The following is a 20,168-nucleotide window of genomic DNA, read 5'->3' on the forward strand; positions in this document are numbered from 1 at the left end:
TCGCCATGACCCATGTATTACCCCGCGTCCCCACCGAACTTCTGCAGCGTTTTGACGTGCCGGGGCCGCGCTACACCTCCTACCCCACCGCCGACCGCTTCGTGGAAGCCTTCACCGGCGAGGACTACGCCCGCGCCCTGCGCCTGCGCCGCAACACCGCCACCGCCCTGCCGCTGTCGCTGTACGTACACATCCCGTTTTGCGAGTCGCTGTGCTACTACTGCGCCTGCAACAAGATCATCACCAAGCGCCACGCGCGCGGCGCGGCCTACCTGCAGTACCTGGAGCGCGAGATGCTCTTGCACACCGCCCAGCTGGGCACGGGCCGGGCGGTCAGCCAGCTGCACCTGGGTGGCGGCAGCCCCACGTTTTTGAGCGATGCCGAGCTGGCCCAGCTCATGGCCCTGTTGCGCCGCCACTTCAGCCTGGCCCCCGGCGGTGAATACGCCATCGAGGTCGATCCGCGCACCGTGGATGCGACCCGGCTAGCCGCCCTGGCCGCCCTGGGCTTCAACCGCCTGAGCTTTGGCGTGCAGGACTTCGATGCCGACGTACAAAAGGCCGTGCACCGCGTGCAACCCGCGCAGCAGGTGTTCGACCTGGTGGCCGAAGCCCGCCGCCTAGGCTTTGAGTCCATCAACACCGACCTGATCTACGGCCTGCCGCGCCAAACGCCCACCTCGTTCGCCCACACGCTGGAACAGATCGTGGCGCTGCGCCCCGACCGCATCGCGCTGTACGCTTACGCCCATTTGCCCGAGCGCTTCAAGCCCCAGCGCCGCATCCTGAACGCCGAGCTGCCCACCGGTGCGGCCAAGCTGGCCATGCTGTCGCAGGCGCTGGACGCACTCATGGGCGCGGGCTACGTCTACGTGGGCATGGACCATTTCGCCCTGCCCAACGACGCGCTGGCCGTGGCCAAGCGCCAGGGGCGGCTGCACCGCAATTTCCAGGGTTACAGCACCCAGCCCGACTGCGACCTGATCGGCCTGGGCGTGTCGGCCATTGGCCGCATCGGTGCCACCTACAGCCAGAACGCCAAGACCCTGGAGGCCTACTGCGACATGATCGACCAGGGCCAGCTGCCGGTGGTGCGCGGCCTGGCCCTGGGCCGCGACGACGTGGTGCGCCGGGCCATCATCATGGCCATCATGTGCCAGGGCATGGTGCAGTTTGAATCCATCGAACTGGCCTACCTGGTGGACTTCAAAACCACCTTTGCCGCCGAGCTGCAGGCCCTGCAGCCCCTGGTGCAAGCGGGCATGGCCACGGTGGATGCAGGCAGCATCCAGGTCACCGCCACCGGCTGGTTCTTTGTGCGCGCCGTGGCCATGGTGTTCGACCGCTACCTGCAAGCCGACCAGAACCGCGCCCGGTTTTCCCGGATCATCTAATGCCCACACGCGCTGCCCCCACCCCACCCCAACCCTCCCCCGGCGGGGGAGGGGGCCATACATGTTCACCCTCCCCCTCCGGGGGAGGGCCGGGGTGGGGGCCAGATGTCCTGCCTGACTCCCTCTCCCCGTCGGGGAGAGGGTTGGGGTGAGGGCTTGACCCCATGCTCACAAACCTAGCCTGGACCGCCCTGCTCATGGGCCTTGCTGGTGGCCCGCACTGCGCAGGCATGTGCGGCGCGGCCTGCGCGGGCGTGGTACGCGTGGCCGGGGCCCGCCAAGGCATGTTGCAACTGCAGGCCGGGCGCTTGCTGGGCTACACGTTGGCGGGGGCATTGGCCGCCGCTGCCGTGCAGAACCTGGCTTGGCTGGTAGACCAATCTGCCGCGCTGCGCCCGGTGTGGACGCTGTTCCACGTGGCCGTACTGGTCTGGGGCGGCACGCTCTTGGTGCTGGCGCGACAACCCCTGTGGGTGGATGGCATGGGCCGCAACCTCTGGGCCAGCCTGCGCCCTCGGGTGGCGGGCCGGTCGTGGATCATGGTGGCCGGTGCCGCCTGGGCACTCATGCCCTGTGGCCTGCTGTACTCCGCCCTGCTGGTGGCCTCGCTCAGCGGCGGCCCGCTGGAGGGCGCGCTGTGCATGGCCTTGTTCGCGGTGGGCAGCAGCATCACCCTGGTGGCCGGGCCCTGGCTGTGGGTGCGCCTGCAGGCCTGGCGCAGCCCCCAGCGTAAGGAATGGGGCATGCGGGCGGCGGGTGCGGCGCTGGCGGGTGTGGCCGTATGGGCCTTGGTGCACGACATGGACCCGCAGGTTTTGGCGTTCTGCCAAAGCCTGTGGTGAAATTCGGCCCATGCACACTCCACCTCGCTTCTGGGCCGACCTCACCACCCGCGACTTCGCGCAGCTCGATGCGGCCCGCACCGTGGCCGTGCTGCCCGTGGCCGCCACCGAGCAGCACGGCCCGCACCTGCCGCTGAGCGTGGACACCACCCTGGTCGATGGCGTGATCGCCGCCGCGCTGCCGCTGCTGCCGGTAGATGCCTCGGTGCTGGTGCTGCCCACACAGCAAGTCGGCTTTAGCCCTGAGCATGTGCGCTTCCCCGGCACGCTCACCTTGTCGAGCGAAACCCTCATCCGCGTCTGGACCGAGCTGGGCGCTTGCGTGGCCCGCAGCGGTGTCAAAAAGCTGTTGATCTTTAATTCCCACGGCGGCCAGGTCAGCCTGATGGACATCGTGGCCCGCACCCTGCGCACCGAACACGACCTTCTGGTCTACAGCGCCAGCTGGTTCAACCTGCCGCTGATTGATGCGAACGCATTGTTCAGCCCCGAGGAGCACCGCTTCGGCATCCACGCGGGCGACACAGAAACCTCGATGATGCTGGCCCTGCGCCCCCACACCGTGCGCATGGCGCTGGCCCGCAACTTCCCATCCACCTCGCAAGACCGCGCCGCCCAGTACCCCATTTTGGGCAATGGCAAAAGCGCCAAGCTGGGCTGGCAAATGCAGGACTACAACGCCATGGGCGCAGCAGGCAACGCCGCCGCCGCCACCGCAGAGAAAGGCCAGGCCCTGGTGGATGCATCGGGCCAGCAACTGGCGCTGCTGCTGCAGGAGATAGCCGACCTGCCGCTGTCCACACTGGTGGATGGGCCGGATCTGGGATAAATCAGGATTTAGGCCTATTTTTCAGGCATTTAATCTGCCCTTACCGCCCATTCCATGGGCGGTAGCAGCTCCTATTTTTTACATCAAAAATAGGAGCGCTTGCTTACAGCAACCCGTAGGCCAGCATGCCTGCCGTGCCCCACATCATCAGCGCCACCAGCCCGTCCAGCGCGCGCCACAGGGCGGGCGACTGCAGGCGCTGCCCCAGGACCAGCGCGCTCAGCCCCAAACCCACAAACCACAGCACCGACCCGCTGGCCGCGCCCAGCCCAAAGAAGGTGTTGCCCGGCGTGCCCCAGGCCAGCGAGGCCGTGCCGATCAGCACCAGCGTCTCCACAAGAGCGTGCGGATTCAGCCAGGCCACGGCCAGCGCCGCGCCGACCGCCTGCTGGCGGCTCATGGCGGCCACCGGCTCAGCGACGGCCTGGTGCGCAGCCGACCCGGCGCGAAAGCGGCCCCAGGCCTTCCAGCCGTAGAGCAGCAAAAACACCACGCCGCCGCACACCATTACCGCCTGCACCCAGCGCGGCAGGCCGCCCAGCTGCGACAGCCCCAGCACCCCCAGCCCGATCAGCGCCACGTCCGACGCAATGCTCACCGCCACCGTCAACCCCACATGCTGGCCGCGCAGCCCCATGCGCAACACATGGGCGTTTTGCGGGCCAATGGCCACGATCAGCGACAGGCTGAGCAGCAAACCGGCGGTGAATGCGGGGGTGAGGAAAAAGCTGGACATGGCGGGCTCTCGAAAAGGAATGCCCAGAGTGTCCAAGCTTTGCGTAGCTTGTTAAAGTTAACTAAATTAAACTTGCATTGCACAAGAAATTTTTAACCATGCTCGATGCCCGTCAATTGGAAGCCCTGGCCGCCGTACTCGAACACGGCGGCTTCGGCCCCGCCGCCCAGGCGCTGAACCTCACCCTGGCCGCCATCTCCCTGCGCATCAAGGGCCTGGAGGCGGCCATGGGCCAGCGCCTGCTGGTGCGCGGCAAAACCGTGCGCGCCACGCCCGCCGGACAGGCGCTGCTGGCCCACATCAAACAACTGCGCATGATGGAGGCCGACCTGCTGGGCAATGTGCCCCGCACCAAAGGGGCGGCCAACGCCTGGCAGACCCTGGGCGTGGCCGTCAACGCCGACTCGCTGGCCAGCTGGCTGCTGCCCGGCGTGGCCGCCAGCCTGGCGCGCCACCGCCTGCTGCTGGACGTGGTGATTGACGACCAGGACCACACCCACGAGGCCCTGAAGAACGGCGACGTCGTCGGCTGCGTCAGCACCCTGGCGCAACCCATGCGCGGCTGCCTGGCCGAACCCCTGGGTGTGATGCGTTACCGCTGCGTCGCCGCGCCCGCCCTGGTGCAGCAGTGCCGCACCAAGACCGGTGCCGTGTCGGTGCACCGCCTGCTGGCCACCCCCGCCATCATCTTCAACCGCAAAGACGGCCTGCAAGACGCCTTTCTGGCCCAGCACTTCGCCCTCACCGCCCCCCGATACCCCCGCCATTTCGTGCCTGCGGTGGATGCGTACGACAGCGCGCTGGCGCATGGCATGGGCTGGGGCATGGTGCCGGACCAGTTTCTGGTGAATCGGGAGGGGCGGTTGCCGTTGGAGGAGCTGCTGCCAGGGAGTGCGGTGGAGGTGGCGCTGTATTGGCACCACTGGGAGCGGGAGCCGCTGGTGGCGCAGCGGTTGACGGGGGCGGTGAAGGGGGCGGCGAGGGGGTTGGGGGTTTAACAATGAAGCTGAGCTGCGTATGGAAACTAACTGACGCACATCGCTCAAGCGATTAGTCAGGGATTGACTCGGTAAAGCGGGATGTGCTGCCATTCTTGAAAACACAAAGACTCTACAAGCAGCCCGATGATCTCATCGCGCTCAGACCGAACACGTGACCTATATCGTTCTCGTGACTTCTCATCTCGCTTCAAATCTTCTTTCATCGCCGCCACAATATCTGATATCGAATTCGCCGCTGCTGAAGCTAATGACCGGGATGCCGTCCATGCGAGAGCCACGTGAATTCGCTCTGCGTAATACTGGCCCATTCGCATATGAGTTACGAAAGCCGTCAAATCTTTGACGCGAACCTGAAACTCATAGAAATCAGCCGTCTCTATTGAGTTATCAAGCAAAAATAAGATCCGACTAAAAATCGGATTGAACTGACTCAAAAGAATGTAGGGATCTCGATATTTCCGGAAAAGTCCAAGCTTCAGCGGATGGATTGGCGCGGTCGGATTATGAGCATCAAGAAGATGATGATTGGGACAAAGTGGAAGAAGATTATTCTCATCATTATTAGAGCCATTTCCATCAATATGATGAATATGCGGATTCGGTTTTCCGCAAACAGCACAAAGGTTACTGAATTCGCGGAGAACACGATTTTTTAGGGCGATGGGTATGGGTTTTCGACTCACTTTAAGATACCTAACATTTGAATTCAATGGTCCCCAAAGGCGGTCCACTGGAATGAATCATTGGGCATCATCACCGCTTGCTTTCAATGAGTTCGGCGATTTCTCTCGCAATTTCCTCTACTGTGTGCGTCGCAGTGCTGCGCGCCACCTTATCTGCCAAGGACGGGCTGTACGCTACGACCTCCTGCTTCGATATGTTGTGCCAGATCGGCAGAAGAACTTGCTCACCTGACACTGAACGGGTGACTATTCCGTCGAGTTCATAGTTGGTCCATCCCTTAGAGATAAAGGAATGAGAGAGGACAACCAAGCCGACTCGGCTATTCGCCAAACCTTGGTCTATTTTTCTTCGCAAGCTATCGCCGATACGAAGTTCAAATTCGTCATACCAAACGTTGAGACCCTCCGCCACCAGCGCCGCCGCCAACGGCCTGACGACTGCCTCTTTGTCCTCCGACGCATGAGATATGAAGACATCATGTTCGCGTACGACGGAGTCGACACCAGGCGGGTCGTCTTGTTGCACCAAACTTGGTACGTTCATCAGAGGAAGCGATCTCGCCGTAGGTAGAGCGCCTGGCAACACCCGCACAGAAGAACGAACCGTTCCACGAAGTCCATTCATGTCGACAGTAACGTGCCAACGCCCTGAACTTGGAACTTGCATGCGATACGGAGACTGTTTGATTAGACCGCCGACGTAGCGGTGTTGCCTCCCCGACTTGAAGTTGCTGAAATTGGATGAGTCCATCAACCTCACATTTGCAGCGCTTCCCGATAGCGTGACCTCAACAATCTGCCCGGAAGTCAATTGACCAAGATCGTAGTGGTTGAAGTTCATTCAGAAGGCTCCAAGGTTTTCTGTGACACCAAGTGATGTGCACCACAAACCTAGAGGTTCATATTGGCTGCCGAGACTTAGTTCGCCCATCGAAATCTCCTGAAAATAGCTTGCAGGCTGGTCTCCCGCAGGGTAAGCCAGTTTTTATACAGGTATAAAAATTTCGACAAACCCCGCAACAAGCCGACGGCCCACTATAGCCCGGCGAAGCCGCGCGGCTCTTCGCACATCAATATCCTTCCTTCCAACGTTGCAGGTGGGCGATGCTCTTCTTTCCGTAGCTGCTCACGCCGTTGGAATGGGCGCTAGAGCCTCTTTTTGCTTAAAGGTTCTGATGGATTTTCGTGGGGCGTATGCATTGCTGGATGCCACAGTCGCCGCTGGTCGGGCGCACTGCCCGGCTGGGGATCGCAGTAGCAGTTCCTCGAAGACCTTACAACACCCAATCAACCAGAAAAGTCCATACCGTCAATAAACCCGATCCGACAGTGAGAACACAGAAAACCCAATGCAATCCAGGAATGCCACCGATTGCAGTAAGTTCGTTTGACTGGAGTCCAGCCTGTGACTGTTGCGACAAGTAATCGCCATGCCTCAACTCTGGCGGTGGCACAACAGCCCAGGGACGATGCCGAGAGGAAGCATGAAATTGGTACGCGTCATAAGCCAGGTAGCCAAAATACACCGTTAAAACTAAAAACCCAAATGTAGACATGACCATCTCCTGGATAGTAAGTATCCACTACAAAAACAATAGCCACTCCCGCATACAGAATATGCGCAGAGTGGCTATTTTCCCTCTAGCTCAGCGGCCAGCCAACCCTCAGCGGTCCAACCCCCCCAGGCAGATGTACTTCATCTCCATGAACTCATCCAGCCCGTACTTGGACCCCTCGCGCCCCAGGCCCGACTGCTTGACACCGCCGAACGGTGCTTCCGCCGTGGAGATCAAACCGGTGTTCACGCCCACCATGCCCGACTCGATCTGCTCCGACACGCGCATCACGCGGCCGATGTCGCGGCTGTAGAAGTAGGCGGCCAGGCCGAACTCGGTGTTGTTGGCGCGCTCAATCACCTCGGTTTCGGTGTCGAACACGAAGATCGGCGCCAGCGGGCCAAAGGTTTCGTCCTGGGCGAACAGCATGTCTTCGGTGGCACCACCAATGACGGTGGGCTCAAAGAACAGGCCGCCCAGCGCATGCGGCTTGCCACCGGCCAGCACCTTGCCGCCCTTGGCCACCGCATCGGCGATGTGTTCTTTCACCTTGGCGACGGCCTTGGCATCGATCAGCGGGCCTTGGGTGCTACCGGCATCCACGCCGTTGCCCACCTTGAGCGCCTGCACCTTGGCCACCAGCTTGGTGGTGAAGGCTTCCAGCACGCCGCGCTGCACGTAGATGCGGTTGGCGCAGACGCAAGTCTGGCCGGTGTTGCGGTACTTGGAAATCATCGCGCCGTCCACGGCGGCATCCAGGTCGGCATCGTCAAACACGATGAAGGGCGCGTTGCCGCCCAGCTCCAGCGACAGCTTCTTGATGGTGTCGGCTGACTGGCGCATCAGCGTGCGGCCCACTTCGGTGGAGCCGGTGAAGGTGAGCTTGCGCACGATGGGGCTGCGCGTCATCTCGCCGCCGATCTGGCTGGCAGAGCCGGTGAGTACCGACAGCAGGCCCTTGGGCACACCGGCGCGGTCGGCCAGCTCGGCAAAGGCCAGGGCCGAGTAGGGCGTTTGCGTGGCGGGCTTGACCACCATGGAGCAGCCTGCGGCCAGCGCCGGGCCCGCCTTGCGGGTCAGCATGGCGGTGGGGAAGTTCCAGGGCGTGATGGCGGCTGTGACACCGATGGGCTGCTTGATGGCCAGCAGGCGGCGGTCACCGGTGGGCGCGGGAATGGTGTCGCCGTAGATGCGGCGGGCTTCGTCGGCAAACCACTCGATGAACGATGCCGAGTAGACGATTTCGCCCTTGGCTTCGGCCAGCGGCTTGCCCTGCTCGGAGGTGAGGATCAGGGCCAGGTCGTCCTGGTGCTGCAGCATCAGGTCGTTGAGGCGGCGCAGGATGGCGGCGCGCTCTTTACCCGACACATTGCGCCAGGCGCGCTGGGCCACTTCGGCGGCGGCAATGGCGCGCACCGTCTCGGCCGTGCCGCACATCGGCACCGTGCCCAGCACCTCGCCGGTGGCGGGGTTGGTCACCGGCACGGTTTCACCGTTGTCGGCATCGACCCAGGCACCGGCGATGAAGGCCTGCTGGCGCAGCAAGGTAGGGTCTTTGAGGTTCAGAGTGGTGGTCATCAGGTGATTTCTTTATGCGGTCATGGCGGCTGCGAGGATGTCCAGGCCTTCGGCCAGCACAGCATCTTCAATCGTCAGCGGGAACAGGAAGCGGATCACGTTGCCGTACACGCCGCAGGTCAGCAGCAGCAGACCGGCTTTCTGGGCGCGCTGGACGATGAGCTTGGTGAAGTCGGTGTCAGGGGTGCCGTCGACCTTGGCAAATTCCACGGCGGCCATGCAGCCCAGGCCGCGCACGTCGCTGATCTGCGGCACGGTGGCGCGCAGGCTGTTGAGGCGGTCGGTCAGCACCTTGCCCAGGCGTTCGGCGCGGGCGCTGAGCTGCTCGTCGGCAATCACGTCCAGCACGGCGTGGGCCGAGGCGATGGCCAGCGGGTTCCCGGCGTAGGTGCCGCCCAGGCCGCCGGGGGCGGGTGCGTCCATGATTTCGGCGCGGCCACACACGGCCGACAAAGGCATGCCACCGGCCAGGCTCTTGGCCATGGTCATCAGGTCGGGCACCACGCTGTGGTGGTCCATGGCAAACAGCTTGCCGGTGCGGGCAAAGCCGGTCTGGATCTCGTCGGCAATCATCACGATGCCATGCTGGTCGCACAGGGCGCGGATGGCGACCATCAGTGCCGGGGGCATCACGTAGAAGCCGCCTTCGCCCTGGATGGGTTCGATGATGATGGCTGCTACCTGGTCGGGCGCGATGTCGCACTTAAACAGGTTCTGGATGGCGTGCAGGGTGTCGTCCACCGTCACGCCGTGCACGTCCATCGGGGCGGGCACGTGGTAAATGCTGCCGGGGAAGGGGCCAAAGCCCACTTTGTATGGCACTACTTTGCCAGTCAGCGCCATGCCCATGAAGGTGCGGCCATGGAACGCGCCGGTCAGCGCAATCACGCCGGGGCGGCGGGTGTGGGCGCGGGCGATCTTGATGGCGTTTTCGACCGCTTCCACACCGGTGGTGAAGAAGGCGGTTTTCTTGGCGTGGCTGCCGGGGGTGAGGGCGTTCAGGCGCTCGGCCAGGTACACCGAGCTCTCGTAGGGGACGACCTGGTAGGCGGTGTGGGTGAAGTGGTCGAGCTGCTCGCGGATGGCGGCAATCAGGCGCGGGTGGCGGTGGCCGGTGTTGAGCACGGCAATACCGGCGGCAAAGTCGATGTAGCGGTTGCCTTCCACGTCCCAGATTTCCGAGTTCAACGCGCGGTCGGCGTAGATGGGGAAACCAATGCCCACGCCGCGCGGGGCGGCCGCGGCACGGCGCTGGTCGAGCTGGGCGTTGGTGGGGGTGGCAGACTGGGTAACGGCAGAGGGGGCGACGGCGGTGTTCATGGGGTGTCCTTGAGTGGAGCCCGCAGTTTAAAATTTATTTGGCTCCACAAATAGAACCAATTACAGTTAGTTAATGGAACCAATCCGCCACGTTCTACCCGACTTCATGCTGCGCCAGTTTGACGCGGCCAGCCCGCACAACGACCACCGCCAGCTCTACGGCATCCTGCAGCGCGGCATCCGCACGGCGGTACTGGCCGCAGGCACCCAGCTGCCGCCCAGCCGCGTACTGGCCCAGGCGCTGAAAATCGCCCGCAACACCGTGGTGCATGTCTACGAGCAACTGGCGCTGGAAGGCTATGTGCAGGCGGGCGTGGGCCGGGGCACCTTTGTGGCCGCTGTGGGGCCGCGCCTGGTGGACCGCAGTGCCGCGCCCCGGCAAGCGCGGACGGAGTTGCTCTCGCGCCGGGGCAGCCAGTTGGTGCGCGAAGCCGGGGCGGCCCCGCTGCAGTGGGGCGCGTTCACCCCCGGCGTGCCCGAGGTGCGCATGTTCCCCACCGCCATCTGGAGCCGCCTGCAGGCCCGCGCCGCCCGCAGGCAAACCCCGGCACAGCTCACCTACGCCACCGGCCCGGGCGACGCGGGGCTGCGCCAGGCCGTGTCCGATTACCTGCAGGGCACGCGCGGCGTGGTGTGCAGCCCGGAGCAGGTGGTCATCACCAGCGGCACCCAGCAGTCGCTGCACCTGGTGGCCCAGTTGCTCACCGACCCCGGCGACAAGGTGTGGCTGGAAGACCCCGGCTACTGGGGCGCACGCAGCGTGTTCCGCGCCCACGGGCTGGACCTGCAGCCGGTGGCGCTGGATGCCGAAGGCATGGCCCCCAGCCCGGCGCAACTGCGCCAGCCGCCGCGGGTGATGTTCCTCTCGCCCTCGCACCAATATCCGCTGGGCGCGCTCATGGGCCATGGCCGCCGCCAGCAGCTGCTGGACTACGCGGCCGTGCACGGCGTGTGGGTGGTGGAAGACGACTACGACAGCGAATTCCGCTACGGCACCCGCCCGCTGCCCGCGCTGCAGGGCCTGGACACGCAAGGCCGCGTGGTCTACCTGGGCACGTTTTCCAAAACCCTGTACCCCGCCCTGCGCATCGCCTACCTGGTGCTGCCGCCCGACCTGGTGGACGGCTTCGCCCAGGCACTCAACGAGCTGTTCCGCGAGGGCCAGACCGTGCAGCAGGCGGTGCTGGCGCAGTTCCTCAGCGAAGGCCACTACGCCACCCACATCCGCCGCATGCGCGCCATCTACAGCGCCCGCCACGACGCGCTGATCCACGCCATAGTCCAAGAATTCGGCAGCCAGTTGCCCATCCTGGGTGGCGATGCAGGTTTGCACCTGGTGCTGGGCCTGCCGCCTTATGTAGACGATGCCGCCGTAGCCCAGGCAGCCCTGCGTGCAGGCATCAGCACCCGGCCTTTGTCGCTGTACCACCTGCGCCAACCGGCGGCCACCAAGGGCCTGCTGCTGGGCTACGGCGCGGTGCCAGAGGAAGAGATCGGCCCCAGCTTTGCGCGGCTGGCGCAGGTGGTGCGGGGGTTTTTGTAGCGGGCGCGTGGGCCAACACCTGCCTGGCAATGGGGATACGGGAATTTGGGGCATAAAAAATGGCTTATCCGCCAGTCGAATAAGCGTTTGTAGCTATCAAGAAAATAGCATTTATGCTTCCCAGTGCTGGCGGGCAGCGCAAGGCCTCGCCGGGCTATAGTGGGCAGTCGGTTCGACTTCCATCTCTGGGTCCATTCCAGACCCTGCCACCCGTTCAACACACCCTCTTCACATGCCAATGCCTTCTGAGTCTCCGGCCTGGATCAAACGCTTTTCACCCTATCTCGAAGTCGTCAACACCACGCTGCAGATCGTCGCGCTCATTGCAGGCGGGGCGTGGGCGCTGTGGACCTGGAACCAGACCAGCGCCCCCGGGCTGGGAACCCGGCTGCAGGTGTCTGGTGATTTAAAGCGCACCTGGAGCGAGGCCTCGCAGGCCTGCGTCGGTGAGCTGACGGTGTCTGCTGAAAACATCGGACAAAGAAACATCACCGTGGCCCGCGCCGAATACGAGCTGGTCAAAGCGGCACCGGCCCGCCTGGGTACCACCGAGAAGTTCAAGCTCGTCGGCACACTGCCCGCGGAGTCCGAGCTTTTGGCCAAGGGCGAGTTCAGCAGCAACTTCGTCGTCCACACCTACCCGCCCAAGGTCACCTCACAGCAGACGCTGGTGTTCCTCCTGAGCGCAGAGCAGAAGGAAGAGGTTTGGTTCCGGGTGGAACTGTTCGATGCAGACGGCGAGTCACTGGGCAACCAGTTTGGTGCCATCGATGCCTGCGAACGCGAGGCCAAGAGCACGACTGATAAGTAAGTAGGCTGCGCATCGTCTTGGAAGGCATCAGCGTGCGGGCGCGGTCGCCAGCGTCCACGTCTTCATGCACTTTCACGCGCTACGTGAAGCCCACGTTCTTCAAAGGCAGCTCTCTGCAGCCTGCGCCCTCGGGTGGCACGGCCAAAGAAGCCCGGGTGTCCAGGCCGATCCATGCCATTTTTAGAAAATCAGGTCCATATTGGGGTATTGAAAATGGCTGCTTGTGCTTATCCGACGTGCACGAGCAGCTCCTGTTTTTAACTATCAAAAATGTAGCGCTACAAACCTGCATAACCGGTGTGCACCGTTACTTTTTGAAAGAAAGTTGTCGCTAGGGGGTGGTGCCGCACCGGGCTATAGTGGTCCATCGCTTAGCTGCAGGGCATGCACCGCCTGCCGCGTGTTCCACACCACACTCGCACTACATCCCATGCAGTACATCCACGCGATAGAAGACCTGGAAGCACTTTTCGGTTCGGTCGGCGAAGCCTCGGTACGCAAGGAAGTGCCCACGCTCCACCCGGCCTACCAGGCATGGATTGCGCAGTCGCCGTTTGCCGTGTTGGCCACCCGCGGGCCGGACGGGCTCGACACCTCGCCGCGCGGCGACCCGGCCCCACTGGTGCGCGTGCCCAACGAACGCACCTTGCTGCTGCCAGAGCGCCGCGGCAACAACCGCATCGACAGCCTGCGCAACATCCTGTACGACCCACAGGTGGCGCTGATCTTCTTCGTCCCCGGCGTGCGCGAGACGGTGCGTGTCAACGGCAGCGCCAAAATCAGTGCCGACCCCGTGCTGCTGGAGCCGTTTGCGGTGCAGGGGCAACTGCCCAAGTGCATCATCGAAATCACCGTGCAGACCGTGTTCTTCCAGTGCGCGCGGGCGCTACTGCGTTCGTCCCTGTGGTCCCCGGACCCCGCGGTGGGCCGTGCCGCCGTGCCCACCGCAGGCCAGATACTCGCTGCGCTGACCGGCAACGGCATAGACGGCGAAAGCTACGACCGCGAGCTGCCCGAGCGGCAGGCGAAATCGCTGTATTGACGCGGTTGCCGAAGGCCAAATCCCTACCCGTCCGCATGCCAAAAGCCACCCCACCCAAACTCCTCGCAGGCGGCAATCCGCAGATCGCCAAGGCGGACGGCGACGCGCCCGTGCAGGCCTACATCGCCGCCATACAGGGATGGCAGCAAGATGTCGGGCAGCGGCTAGATGCCTTGATCACCCGCACCGTGCCCGGCGTGCACAAGGCGGTGCGCTGGAACTCGCCCATGTACGGCATGCCGGGCCAGGGCTGGTTCGCCAGCTTCCACGTGTTTACGCACTACGTGAAGCTCACCTTCTTCAAAGGCATCTCCCTGCAGCCCACGCCCTCTGGTGGCACGGCCAAGGAAGCCCGCTGGGTGGACATCTGCGAGGGCCAGCTCGACGGGCCGGAGCTGGAGGCGCAATTGGCCCAATGGATGCAGCAGGCAGCGGCGATGCCGGGCTGGGGCAAGTCCTAGGGTGCTCCTCCAAGTCGATGCTTTTTGGGGTAATTTTTGGTGTTGAAAATGGGCCCGAAAACCTGAAATAGTCTGCTGCACAAACCACACCCAAGCGCGGCGATAGTTTTGCGGAATTTGCACGAAGGAGCACAGCATGGTGGTACGCATTGTCCAACTGGGCAGCCCCAGAGACCCGCAAGAAGGCGCCCGCATCGGCACGGTGCGCAGACCTCCACGTGGGGTGCCGAAGGCGGAATTTTCCAGCGGCAACTGGTACGACGTGTGGTACCCCAACCTGGCCCCCAGCGCCGACACCATGAAGCTGGGCCAGGCCGCCGAAACCTCTGAGCAGTGGCGCGCTTTCGAGAAGAAGTACAAGGCCGAAATGGCCACCCCCGACAACACCCGCACCCTGGCCCTGCTGGCCACGCTGTCCCACCAAAGCCACTTCTCGGTGGGCTGCTACTGCGTGGAGGAGGCACATTGCCACCGCTCGATCCTGCGGCATTTGCTGGTGGTGGCTGGGGCCGATGTGCGGTAGCGCTGCGCTACTGTTTTGGTAGTTAAAAATAGGAGCTGCTTGTGCCGATTGGATCAGCACAGGAGGCCGATTTGGCAGATGAAAAACGACCTGAAAGTTTGAAACCAACGCAATACCCATCCCTGCTCGCGCCCTAAGCGCGATGCCCGGCAAAGCCGGGCCGATCCCGCTCCCCGGGGTCCCCATCTGTGTGCGCCGAGGAGCACAGCTTTGGGCGGATCAGGGCTGGCGTTGTTTGAGCGCCAGCGAGTTTAGCCAGACCCCGCCCAAAGCGAGCACCGCAGGTTCTCCGGCGCGATAGCGACGGGGCGCAGACAGTTGGGGCGCCTTTCTTTGGGTTACCTTTCTTTGGCGTTCAAAGAAAGGTAACTGCGCCGCCGGGCGCACTACCCGGCCGGGGATGCTCATGGCACCCAGAAGACGCCATTCCGCCACCCTCCGTCACGGAGAACCACCCGGAGGGGTCAGAGCCCCATTGCGGGTCACGATCGCGCATTTGCCGCCAACAGCCGTCGCGCAATGGGGATCTGACCCCACCTCCTGCCCCCGCCAAGCTACCCCAGCAGCCGCTGCTCGAACGGGTAGTCGGACAGCAGCTCGATGCTGCCGTCGTTGCGGATGTAGATCTGCTCTTCGAGCTTGGCACCTTCGCCGCCGTCTTCGTGGCCGATGTAGCTCTCGATGCACAGGGTCATGCCGGGCTCGAACACACCGTCGTAGCCTTTGGCATCGCTGTCTTCACGGTGCACGATGTACGGGTACTCGCCGCACATGCCCACGCCGTGCGCCAGCGCAAAGTAGCGCCGGGCCTGGTAGGGCTTGGGGATTTTCCAGGCGCGGGTGGTGTACTCCGAGAAGCTCATGCCGGGCTTGACCAGTTCCATGTTGGTGTGGATCTGCTCGTAGGCCAGCTGGTAGACGGTTTTTTGCGCGGCGTTGGCCGGACCTTTGCCGCACAAAAAGGTGCGCGAAAAGTCGGCGTAGTAGCCAAAGCGGCCCACCACGTCGGTGTCCAGGCCGACCAGGTCACCGTCTTCGATGACGCGGGTGCTGCACTCGTGGAACCAGGGGTTGGTGCGCGGGCCGGAGCTGAGCAAACGGGTTTCGATGTAGTCGCCGTCGGTGGCGATGATGTGCTGGTGCAGGTGCGACCAGAGTTCGTTTTCCTTGATGCCGGGCACCAGGGCGGCTTCCAGGTTGCGCACGCCCTGCTCGGCGGCGCGCAGCGAGGCGCGGACCATCTTGATCTCGTTGTCCACCTTGATGCAGCGGGCGCGTTCCAGCGGCTCTTGCGCATCCGACAAGATGTAGCCGTAAGCCTGCAGCGCGAAGGCGGCGGCAGAGGTGGCGCTTTCCAGGGCGATCTTCTTGCCGCCGCCGCACTGCTGGATCAGCTCGTGCAGCTCGGCGGCCCAGCGCTTGGTCACGTCACCCAGATTGTCGTTGCAGAAGTAGTACGAGATGGCGGTGGCCGGGCGCACTTCGTCGATGGTGTCCAGGCCGTCGGCCAGGAAGTCGCAACCGGCGTACTCAAACATTACCACCTTGCCTTCGGCGGGCACGAACAGGTAACGCGCCGGGTTGCGCATGGAGTAGACCTGCATATTGCGCGAACCGCTGGCATAACGGATGTGCGTGGGGTCGAACAGGATGCATGCTGTCAGGTCGCGTTTCTTCAGCTCGGCCTTGACGCGGGCCATGCGGTCGCGCTGGATTTGTGCAATCTCGGCGGCGGTGGGTTCGCAGTCTTCGAGGCGCTGGGTGGGACGGATAAGGGCCATGGTGGGGGGCTTTCGGTTTGTTATAAAAGAAGAAATCAATCGATCAAGCTGTCGTTGCGCACTAACTGGCTTTCAGCGATGAGGTGGGCCTCCGACACGCGGCCATACAGTTGGCGGGTGCGCTCCAGGCGGCCCATCACATTGGGCTTTTGCGAGTAGGCAAAGATGGCGGTGTGGCGCTGGATGCTGCCGCTAACCGGGGTAACGCGGTGCAGCGAGAAGCGGCCCTTGAAGAACTGCACGTCGCCGGGGCGCAGCGTGAGCACCTTGACCACACTGCGGTCTTCGCCACGCACCACCCTGCCCACGCCCTCGTAGTTTTCGCCCTCGGGCGAGCGGATGTTGGGGCAGTATTCAAAGTCGCCGCCGTGCTCGGCCTTTTGCGTCATCATGGAGACGATGAACTCGTTGGTGTCGTAGTGCCAAGGCTGCTGGGTGCCGTCGGGCAGCACGTTTTGCACCAGGCCTGCATACGGGTCGGCGTATTCCCACACCCGTTCCTGCTGCAGGCAGGCGGCCACGAACAGCTTCATGGCCTTGGCCACGTAGATGCGGTGGATGATGAAGTCCGCCGGGATCATGTCGCGGGTGACGAAGCCGCTGGTGCGGTCCATGAAGAAGCGGCGCGGGTCGCTGGCGGGCAGGCTGGGGTCGTCGTTGGTGAAGTAGGCGTTGGTCTGCTGGCGCGGCGAGAAGAAGGTCTTCTGCGCCAGCACGCGGCCTTCTTCGGTTACGCGCTGCATGGCTTCGGGGCGCAGAAAGCCGGGCAGCACGTAGCTGCCCTCGGCGGCCAACTGCTGGCGGCACATCTCCACCAGTTCTTGCATGCGCTGCGAGCCGGGGGCCTGCAGCGGGTAGCGCTCAGTGTCGACGATGTCGCTCAGGTCCATGCATTCGGCATCGGCCAATGCGAGGGTGGGGAAAGTGCTCATACAAACTCCAGGTTGAAAATCTTCAGACAGCGTGGTCTTCCAGGATCAGGTCGGCGCCTTTTTCGGCCACCATGATGGTGGGCGCGTTGGTGTTGCCCGAGGTGACCGCCGGGAACACCGAGGCATCCACCACCCGCAGGCCCTGGATGCCATGCACCCGCAGCCGGTGGTCCACCACATGGCGCACCGGGTCTGGGCCCATCGCGCAGGTGCCGCAGGCGTGGTAGACCGAGCCGCTGCGCTGGCGAAAGTCTTCCAGCAGGGCTTCGGGCGAGGTGGCGTCGGGGCCGGGGAACAGCTCGGAGGCCACCACGCCCGACAAGGGCGCGCTGGCGGCAATGCGCCGCAGCAGCTGGCTGCCCTCTTGCACATCGGCCAGGTCCTCGGGGGTGGACAAGAAGTTGGTGCGGATCACCGGCTTGGCCAACGGGTCGGCAGACTGGATGGTGATGCTGCCGCGGCTGGTGGGACGGCAGGTGTTGAAGGACATTAAAAACGCCGAGTACGGGTCGGGGTTCATCAGCTTGGCCTGGGGCTTGGCGTTGGCGGTGTAACTGATGGGGTTGAAGTACACGTGCATATTGGGCCGCGCCAGCTCCGGGCGGCTGCGCACAAAGGCCCCGGCCTGGTTTACGCTCATGGCCAGCGGGCCCTGCTTGCCCAGCAGGTACTGCAGGGCGGCCTTGACCTTGCCGCTGAACGGGTACAGCGTGTCGTTGAGCGTGGGCACCTTGGACTTGAAGTAGTACGACACACACACGTGGTCCTGCATGTTCTGCCCTACAGCGGGCGCGTGGCGCACCAGGGGGATGTTCAGGCCCTGGAGCAAGCCCGCGTCGCCCACGCCCGAGAGCTGCAACAGCTGCGGCGAGTTGATGGAGCCGCCGGACAGCACTACTTCCTTAGCGGCGCGCAAGGTGTGCAGACTGCCTTTGTGCAAAAACTCCACGCCCACAGCGCGGGTGCCCTCGAACACCACCCGGGTCACCTGGGCGCGGGTCTGCAGGCTGAGGTTCTTGCGTTTGAGCGCCGGGCGCAGAAAGGCGTTGGCGGTAGAGGCCCGCACGCCGTCGCGGATGGTCATTTGCCACAGGCCCGCACCTTCGGTCTGCGCGCCGTTGAAGTCGGCCGTGGTGGGGTAGCCCAGGGCGTTGCAGGCGGCCATGAAGGTGTCGCACAGCGGGTGCACCTTGCTGCTGAATTCGCTGACCCGCAGCGGCCCGCCGCTGCCGTGGTGCTCGGATGCGCCCCCCACATGGTCTTCAGACTTCTTGAAGTACGGCAACACCGACTTCCAGCCCCAGCCGGGGTTGCCTGCGGCCTCCCAGTCGTCGAAGTCTTCGCGCTGGCCACGGATGTAGACCATGGCGTTGATCGAGCTGGTGCCCCCCAGCACCTTGCCGCGCGGCCAGTACAGGCGGCGGTTGCCCATGGCGGGCTCGGGCTCGGCGTGGTACATCCAGTTGAAACGCGGGTCGGCAAAGGTGCGGCCATAGCCAATCGGCACCTGGATCCAGGGGCTGCGGTCCGAGCCCCCGGCTTCCAGCAGCAAAACCCGGTCTTTACCGCTGGCGCTCAGGCGGTTGGCCAGCACGCACCCGGCGGACCCTGCACCGACGATGATGTAGTCGTATTCGTTCATGCGCCGCAGGTTAGCGGGCGGCTACGGTCTGGGCAAACCACGAATTCGCGGCCCCAGCCTTGAGAAAAATGGTGTGGCTGGAGGCAGTGCCCCCACCCCGACCCTCCCCCGGTGGGGAGGGGGTAGTTGCCTTGCCCCCTCCCCTCCCGGGGGAGGGCTGGGGTGGGGGCCGGATGTTTATGGGCTCTTAAATGGCAGGCGCAAACTGCCCCGCCAGCCAGTCGCGGAACAAGCCCACGAGTGCCCGGCTTTCGGCATCGCGGGCCAGGTTGACGAACCAGTAGCCGTGCGGCCCGGCCACCTTCACGTTGCTCAAGGGCCTCAGGCTGCCCTCGGCCAACTCCCTGGGCACCATGGCCTCGTCCACGATGGCCACCCCGGCCCCGGCCACGGCGGCGTTGATCACCTGGTCCAGCGTGCTAAAGCTCAGGCCAGGTTTGGGATTCACCTCGGTCAGGCCCTGGGCGGCGCACCAGTGCTCCCACATGGGCATGCGCACATTGCCGTCGGTGATGTGCAGCAGGGTGGCATCTTCCAGGCGCGGGGGCTGGTCGCCATTCCACAGCACCGGGCTGGCCAGCATCACGTGCTGCTCCACCATCAGCAGGGAGCAGTCGCCATCGGCCCAGGCCTGGTCGCTGAAGGCGATGACGCAGTCGCAGTGGCGCACATCGCGCGGGGCGTGCACGTCGTGGGTGCTGATGGACAGGTCGATGTGGGGAAACTGCCGCCTAAAGTCCGGCAGGCGCGGTGCCATCCAGCGGGTGGCAAAGGTGGGCGGCAGGTTGATGGCCAGCTGCTGGCGCAGGTTGTGGTGCTGCAGGTTTTGCACCACGGTGTCGATGTGCTGGAACGCGGTATCCACGGCGGTGGCCAGTTGGCGCCCGGCCGGCGTGAGCTGCACGCCGCGGTGGGTGCGGGTGAACACCGGCACGCCCAGCCACTCTTCGAGCTGCTTGATCTGCCGGCTCACCGCCCCCTGGGTGACAAACAGGCTCTCGCCCGCCTGCATGAAGTTCTCGGTACGGGCCGCAGCCGCGAACACGCGCAGCGCATTCAGCGGGGGGAGGCGTTTGTGCATGGTGGGGATGGCCATCGGAAGTCAGCGCGGATTATGCAATTCGCATGCCGCTCACCGAGCAGAGTGTGGTGCCATGAACGCAATCCCATGCAAAATCGGTGTTTACCGCCGTTCTGGAGCCGCCATGCAAATCATTGTTGAAGTCCCCAGCCTGTATCTGGATGCCATGCACCGCTCGCCCGAAGACTTTGCCCAAGAAGCCAAATTGGCCATGGCCGCCAAACTGTTCGAGATGAAACGCCTGTCGTCCGGCATGGCGGCCAGCTTGATTGGCATGGACCGGGTGACGTTCCTGGCGGCACTGCAGGGCTTTGGCGTGCCGATGATCGACCTGGATGCAGAGGAACTGGCCAGCGATGTCCGCAATGCCTGAACGGAGTCAGGTGCTGGTCACCAACACCACGCCGCTGATT

The 20,168-nt window shown here is 63.9% G+C and carries 19 protein-coding genes; 10 read left to right on the plus strand and 9 right to left on the minus strand.

Features of this window, described 5'->3' with window-relative positions; translation table 11 throughout:
* The first annotated feature begins 5 nt into the window (after positions 1–5).
* The 3 genes from hemN to AC097O_RS18785 all read left to right on the plus strand — a co-directional run bounded on the left by hemN (position 6) and on the right by AC097O_RS18785 (position 3,065).
* Positions 6–1,394, plus strand: a complete 1,389-nt coding sequence (hemN, locus tag AC097O_RS18775; RefSeq protein ID WP_479594393.1) for an oxygen-independent coproporphyrinogen III oxidase — start codon at positions 6–8, stop codon at positions 1,392–1,394.
* Between the two features lie 164 nt (positions 1,395–1,558).
* Positions 1,559–2,236: a sulfite exporter TauE/SafE family protein gene (locus tag AC097O_RS18780; protein WP_479594394.1), complete on the plus strand. Its 678-nt coding sequence runs from the start codon at positions 1,559–1,561 to the stop codon at positions 2,234–2,236.
* A gap of 10 nt (positions 2,237–2,246) precedes the next feature.
* Positions 2,247–3,065 carry a creatininase family protein gene (locus tag AC097O_RS18785; protein ID WP_479594395.1) on the plus strand — a complete coding sequence of 273 codons (819 nt, stop codon included), beginning with the start codon at positions 2,247–2,249 and terminating at the stop codon, positions 3,063–3,065.
* 103 nt (positions 3,066–3,168) lie between these two features.
* Here the strand turns inward: AC097O_RS18785 and AC097O_RS18790 are convergent, their stop codons facing one another.
* Positions 3,169–3,801, minus strand: a complete 633-nt coding sequence (locus AC097O_RS18790) for a LysE/ArgO family amino acid transporter (protein ID WP_479594396.1) — start codon at positions 3,799–3,801, stop codon at positions 3,169–3,171.
* 98 nt (positions 3,802–3,899) lie between these two features.
* On the opposite strand from AC097O_RS18790, the gene AC097O_RS18795 reads away from it, so the two are divergent.
* The gene (locus AC097O_RS18795; RefSeq protein WP_479594397.1) at positions 3,900–4,799 is read left to right on the plus strand and encodes an HTH-type transcriptional regulator ArgP; all 900 of its coding nucleotides are present in this window, start codon (positions 3,900–3,902) and stop codon (positions 4,797–4,799) included.
* 56 nt (positions 4,800–4,855) lie between these two features.
* On the opposite strand, the gene AC097O_RS18800 is transcribed toward AC097O_RS18795, so the two are convergent.
* From AC097O_RS18800 to gabT, 4 genes are all read right to left on the minus strand, one after another.
* The gene (locus AC097O_RS18800; protein WP_479594398.1) at positions 4,856–5,485 is read right to left on the minus strand and encodes an HNH endonuclease signature motif containing protein; all 630 of its coding nucleotides are present in this window, start codon (positions 5,483–5,485) and stop codon (positions 4,856–4,858) included.
* 70 nt (positions 5,486–5,555) lie between these two features.
* Positions 5,556–6,326, minus strand: coding sequence for a DUF1883 domain-containing protein (locus tag AC097O_RS18805; RefSeq protein WP_479594399.1), 771 nt, complete (start codon positions 6,324–6,326; stop codon positions 5,556–5,558).
* Positions 6,327–7,149: 823 nt separating this feature from the next.
* Complete coding sequence (locus AC097O_RS18810) at positions 7,150–8,619, minus strand: NAD-dependent succinate-semialdehyde dehydrogenase (protein WP_479594400.1); 1,470 nt, start codon at positions 8,617–8,619, stop codon at positions 7,150–7,152.
* Between the two features lie 12 nt (positions 8,620–8,631).
* Positions 8,632–9,939 (minus strand): 4-aminobutyrate--2-oxoglutarate transaminase, encoded by a 1,308-nt coding sequence (gabT, locus tag AC097O_RS18815; protein ID WP_479594401.1) that lies wholly within the window; start codon positions 9,937–9,939, stop codon positions 8,632–8,634.
* A gap of 73 nt (positions 9,940–10,012) precedes the next feature.
* Here gabT and pdxR point away from each other — a divergent pair, with 73 nt between their 5' ends.
* The 5 genes from pdxR to AC097O_RS18840 all read left to right on the plus strand — a co-directional run bounded on the left by pdxR (position 10,013) and on the right by AC097O_RS18840 (position 14,319).
* Positions 10,013–11,482: a MocR-like pyridoxine biosynthesis transcription factor PdxR gene (gene pdxR, locus AC097O_RS18820; RefSeq protein WP_479594402.1), complete on the plus strand. Its 1,470-nt coding sequence runs from the start codon at positions 10,013–10,015 to the stop codon at positions 11,480–11,482.
* 238 nt (positions 11,483–11,720) lie between these two features.
* Positions 11,721–12,293: a hypothetical protein gene (locus tag AC097O_RS18825; protein WP_479594403.1), complete on the plus strand. Its 573-nt coding sequence runs from the start codon at positions 11,721–11,723 to the stop codon at positions 12,291–12,293.
* A 430-nt stretch (positions 12,294–12,723) separates the two neighbouring features.
* Positions 12,724–13,335: a pyridoxamine 5'-phosphate oxidase family protein gene (locus AC097O_RS18830; protein WP_479594404.1), complete on the plus strand. Its 612-nt coding sequence runs from the start codon at positions 12,724–12,726 to the stop codon at positions 13,333–13,335.
* A gap of 35 nt (positions 13,336–13,370) precedes the next feature.
* Positions 13,371–13,796, plus strand: coding sequence for a DUF1801 domain-containing protein (locus tag AC097O_RS18835; protein ID WP_479594405.1), 426 nt, complete (start codon positions 13,371–13,373; stop codon positions 13,794–13,796).
* Between the two features lie 136 nt (positions 13,797–13,932).
* Positions 13,933–14,319, plus strand: a complete 387-nt coding sequence (locus tag AC097O_RS18840) for a DUF488 domain-containing protein (RefSeq protein WP_479594406.1) — start codon at positions 13,933–13,935, stop codon at positions 14,317–14,319.
* Positions 14,320–14,873: 554 nt separating this feature from the next.
* Here AC097O_RS18840 and AC097O_RS18845 read toward each other — a convergent pair.
* The 4 genes from AC097O_RS18845 to AC097O_RS18860 all read right to left on the minus strand — a co-directional run bounded on the left by AC097O_RS18845 (position 14,874) and on the right by AC097O_RS18860 (position 19,755).
* Positions 14,874–16,100 (minus strand): M24 family metallopeptidase, encoded by a 1,227-nt coding sequence (locus tag AC097O_RS18845; RefSeq protein ID WP_479594407.1) that lies wholly within the window; start codon positions 16,098–16,100, stop codon positions 14,874–14,876.
* A gap of 35 nt (positions 16,101–16,135) precedes the next feature.
* Positions 16,136–17,032 (minus strand): HalD/BesD family halogenase, encoded by an 897-nt coding sequence (locus AC097O_RS18850; RefSeq protein ID WP_479594408.1) that lies wholly within the window; start codon positions 17,030–17,032, stop codon positions 16,136–16,138.
* 22 nt (positions 17,033–17,054) lie between these two features.
* Positions 17,055–18,674 carry a GMC family oxidoreductase gene (locus tag AC097O_RS18855; protein WP_479594409.1) on the minus strand — a complete coding sequence of 540 codons (1,620 nt, stop codon included), beginning with the start codon at positions 18,672–18,674 and terminating at the stop codon, positions 17,055–17,057.
* 187 nt (positions 18,675–18,861) lie between these two features.
* Entirely contained in the window at positions 18,862–19,755 is an 894-nt protein-coding gene (locus tag AC097O_RS18860; RefSeq protein ID WP_479594410.1) for a LysR substrate-binding domain-containing protein, read from the minus strand.
* A gap of 124 nt (positions 19,756–19,879) precedes the next feature.
* On the opposite strand from AC097O_RS18860, the gene AC097O_RS18865 reads away from it, so the two are divergent.
* The gene (locus AC097O_RS18865; protein ID WP_315227171.1) at positions 19,880–20,128 is read left to right on the plus strand and encodes a UPF0175 family protein; all 249 of its coding nucleotides are present in this window, start codon (positions 19,880–19,882) and stop codon (positions 20,126–20,128) included.
* Positions 20,129–20,168: the final 40 nt, after the last annotated feature.

The sequence above is a fragment of the Rhodoferax sp. LS1P39 genome, assembly GCF_056521425.1.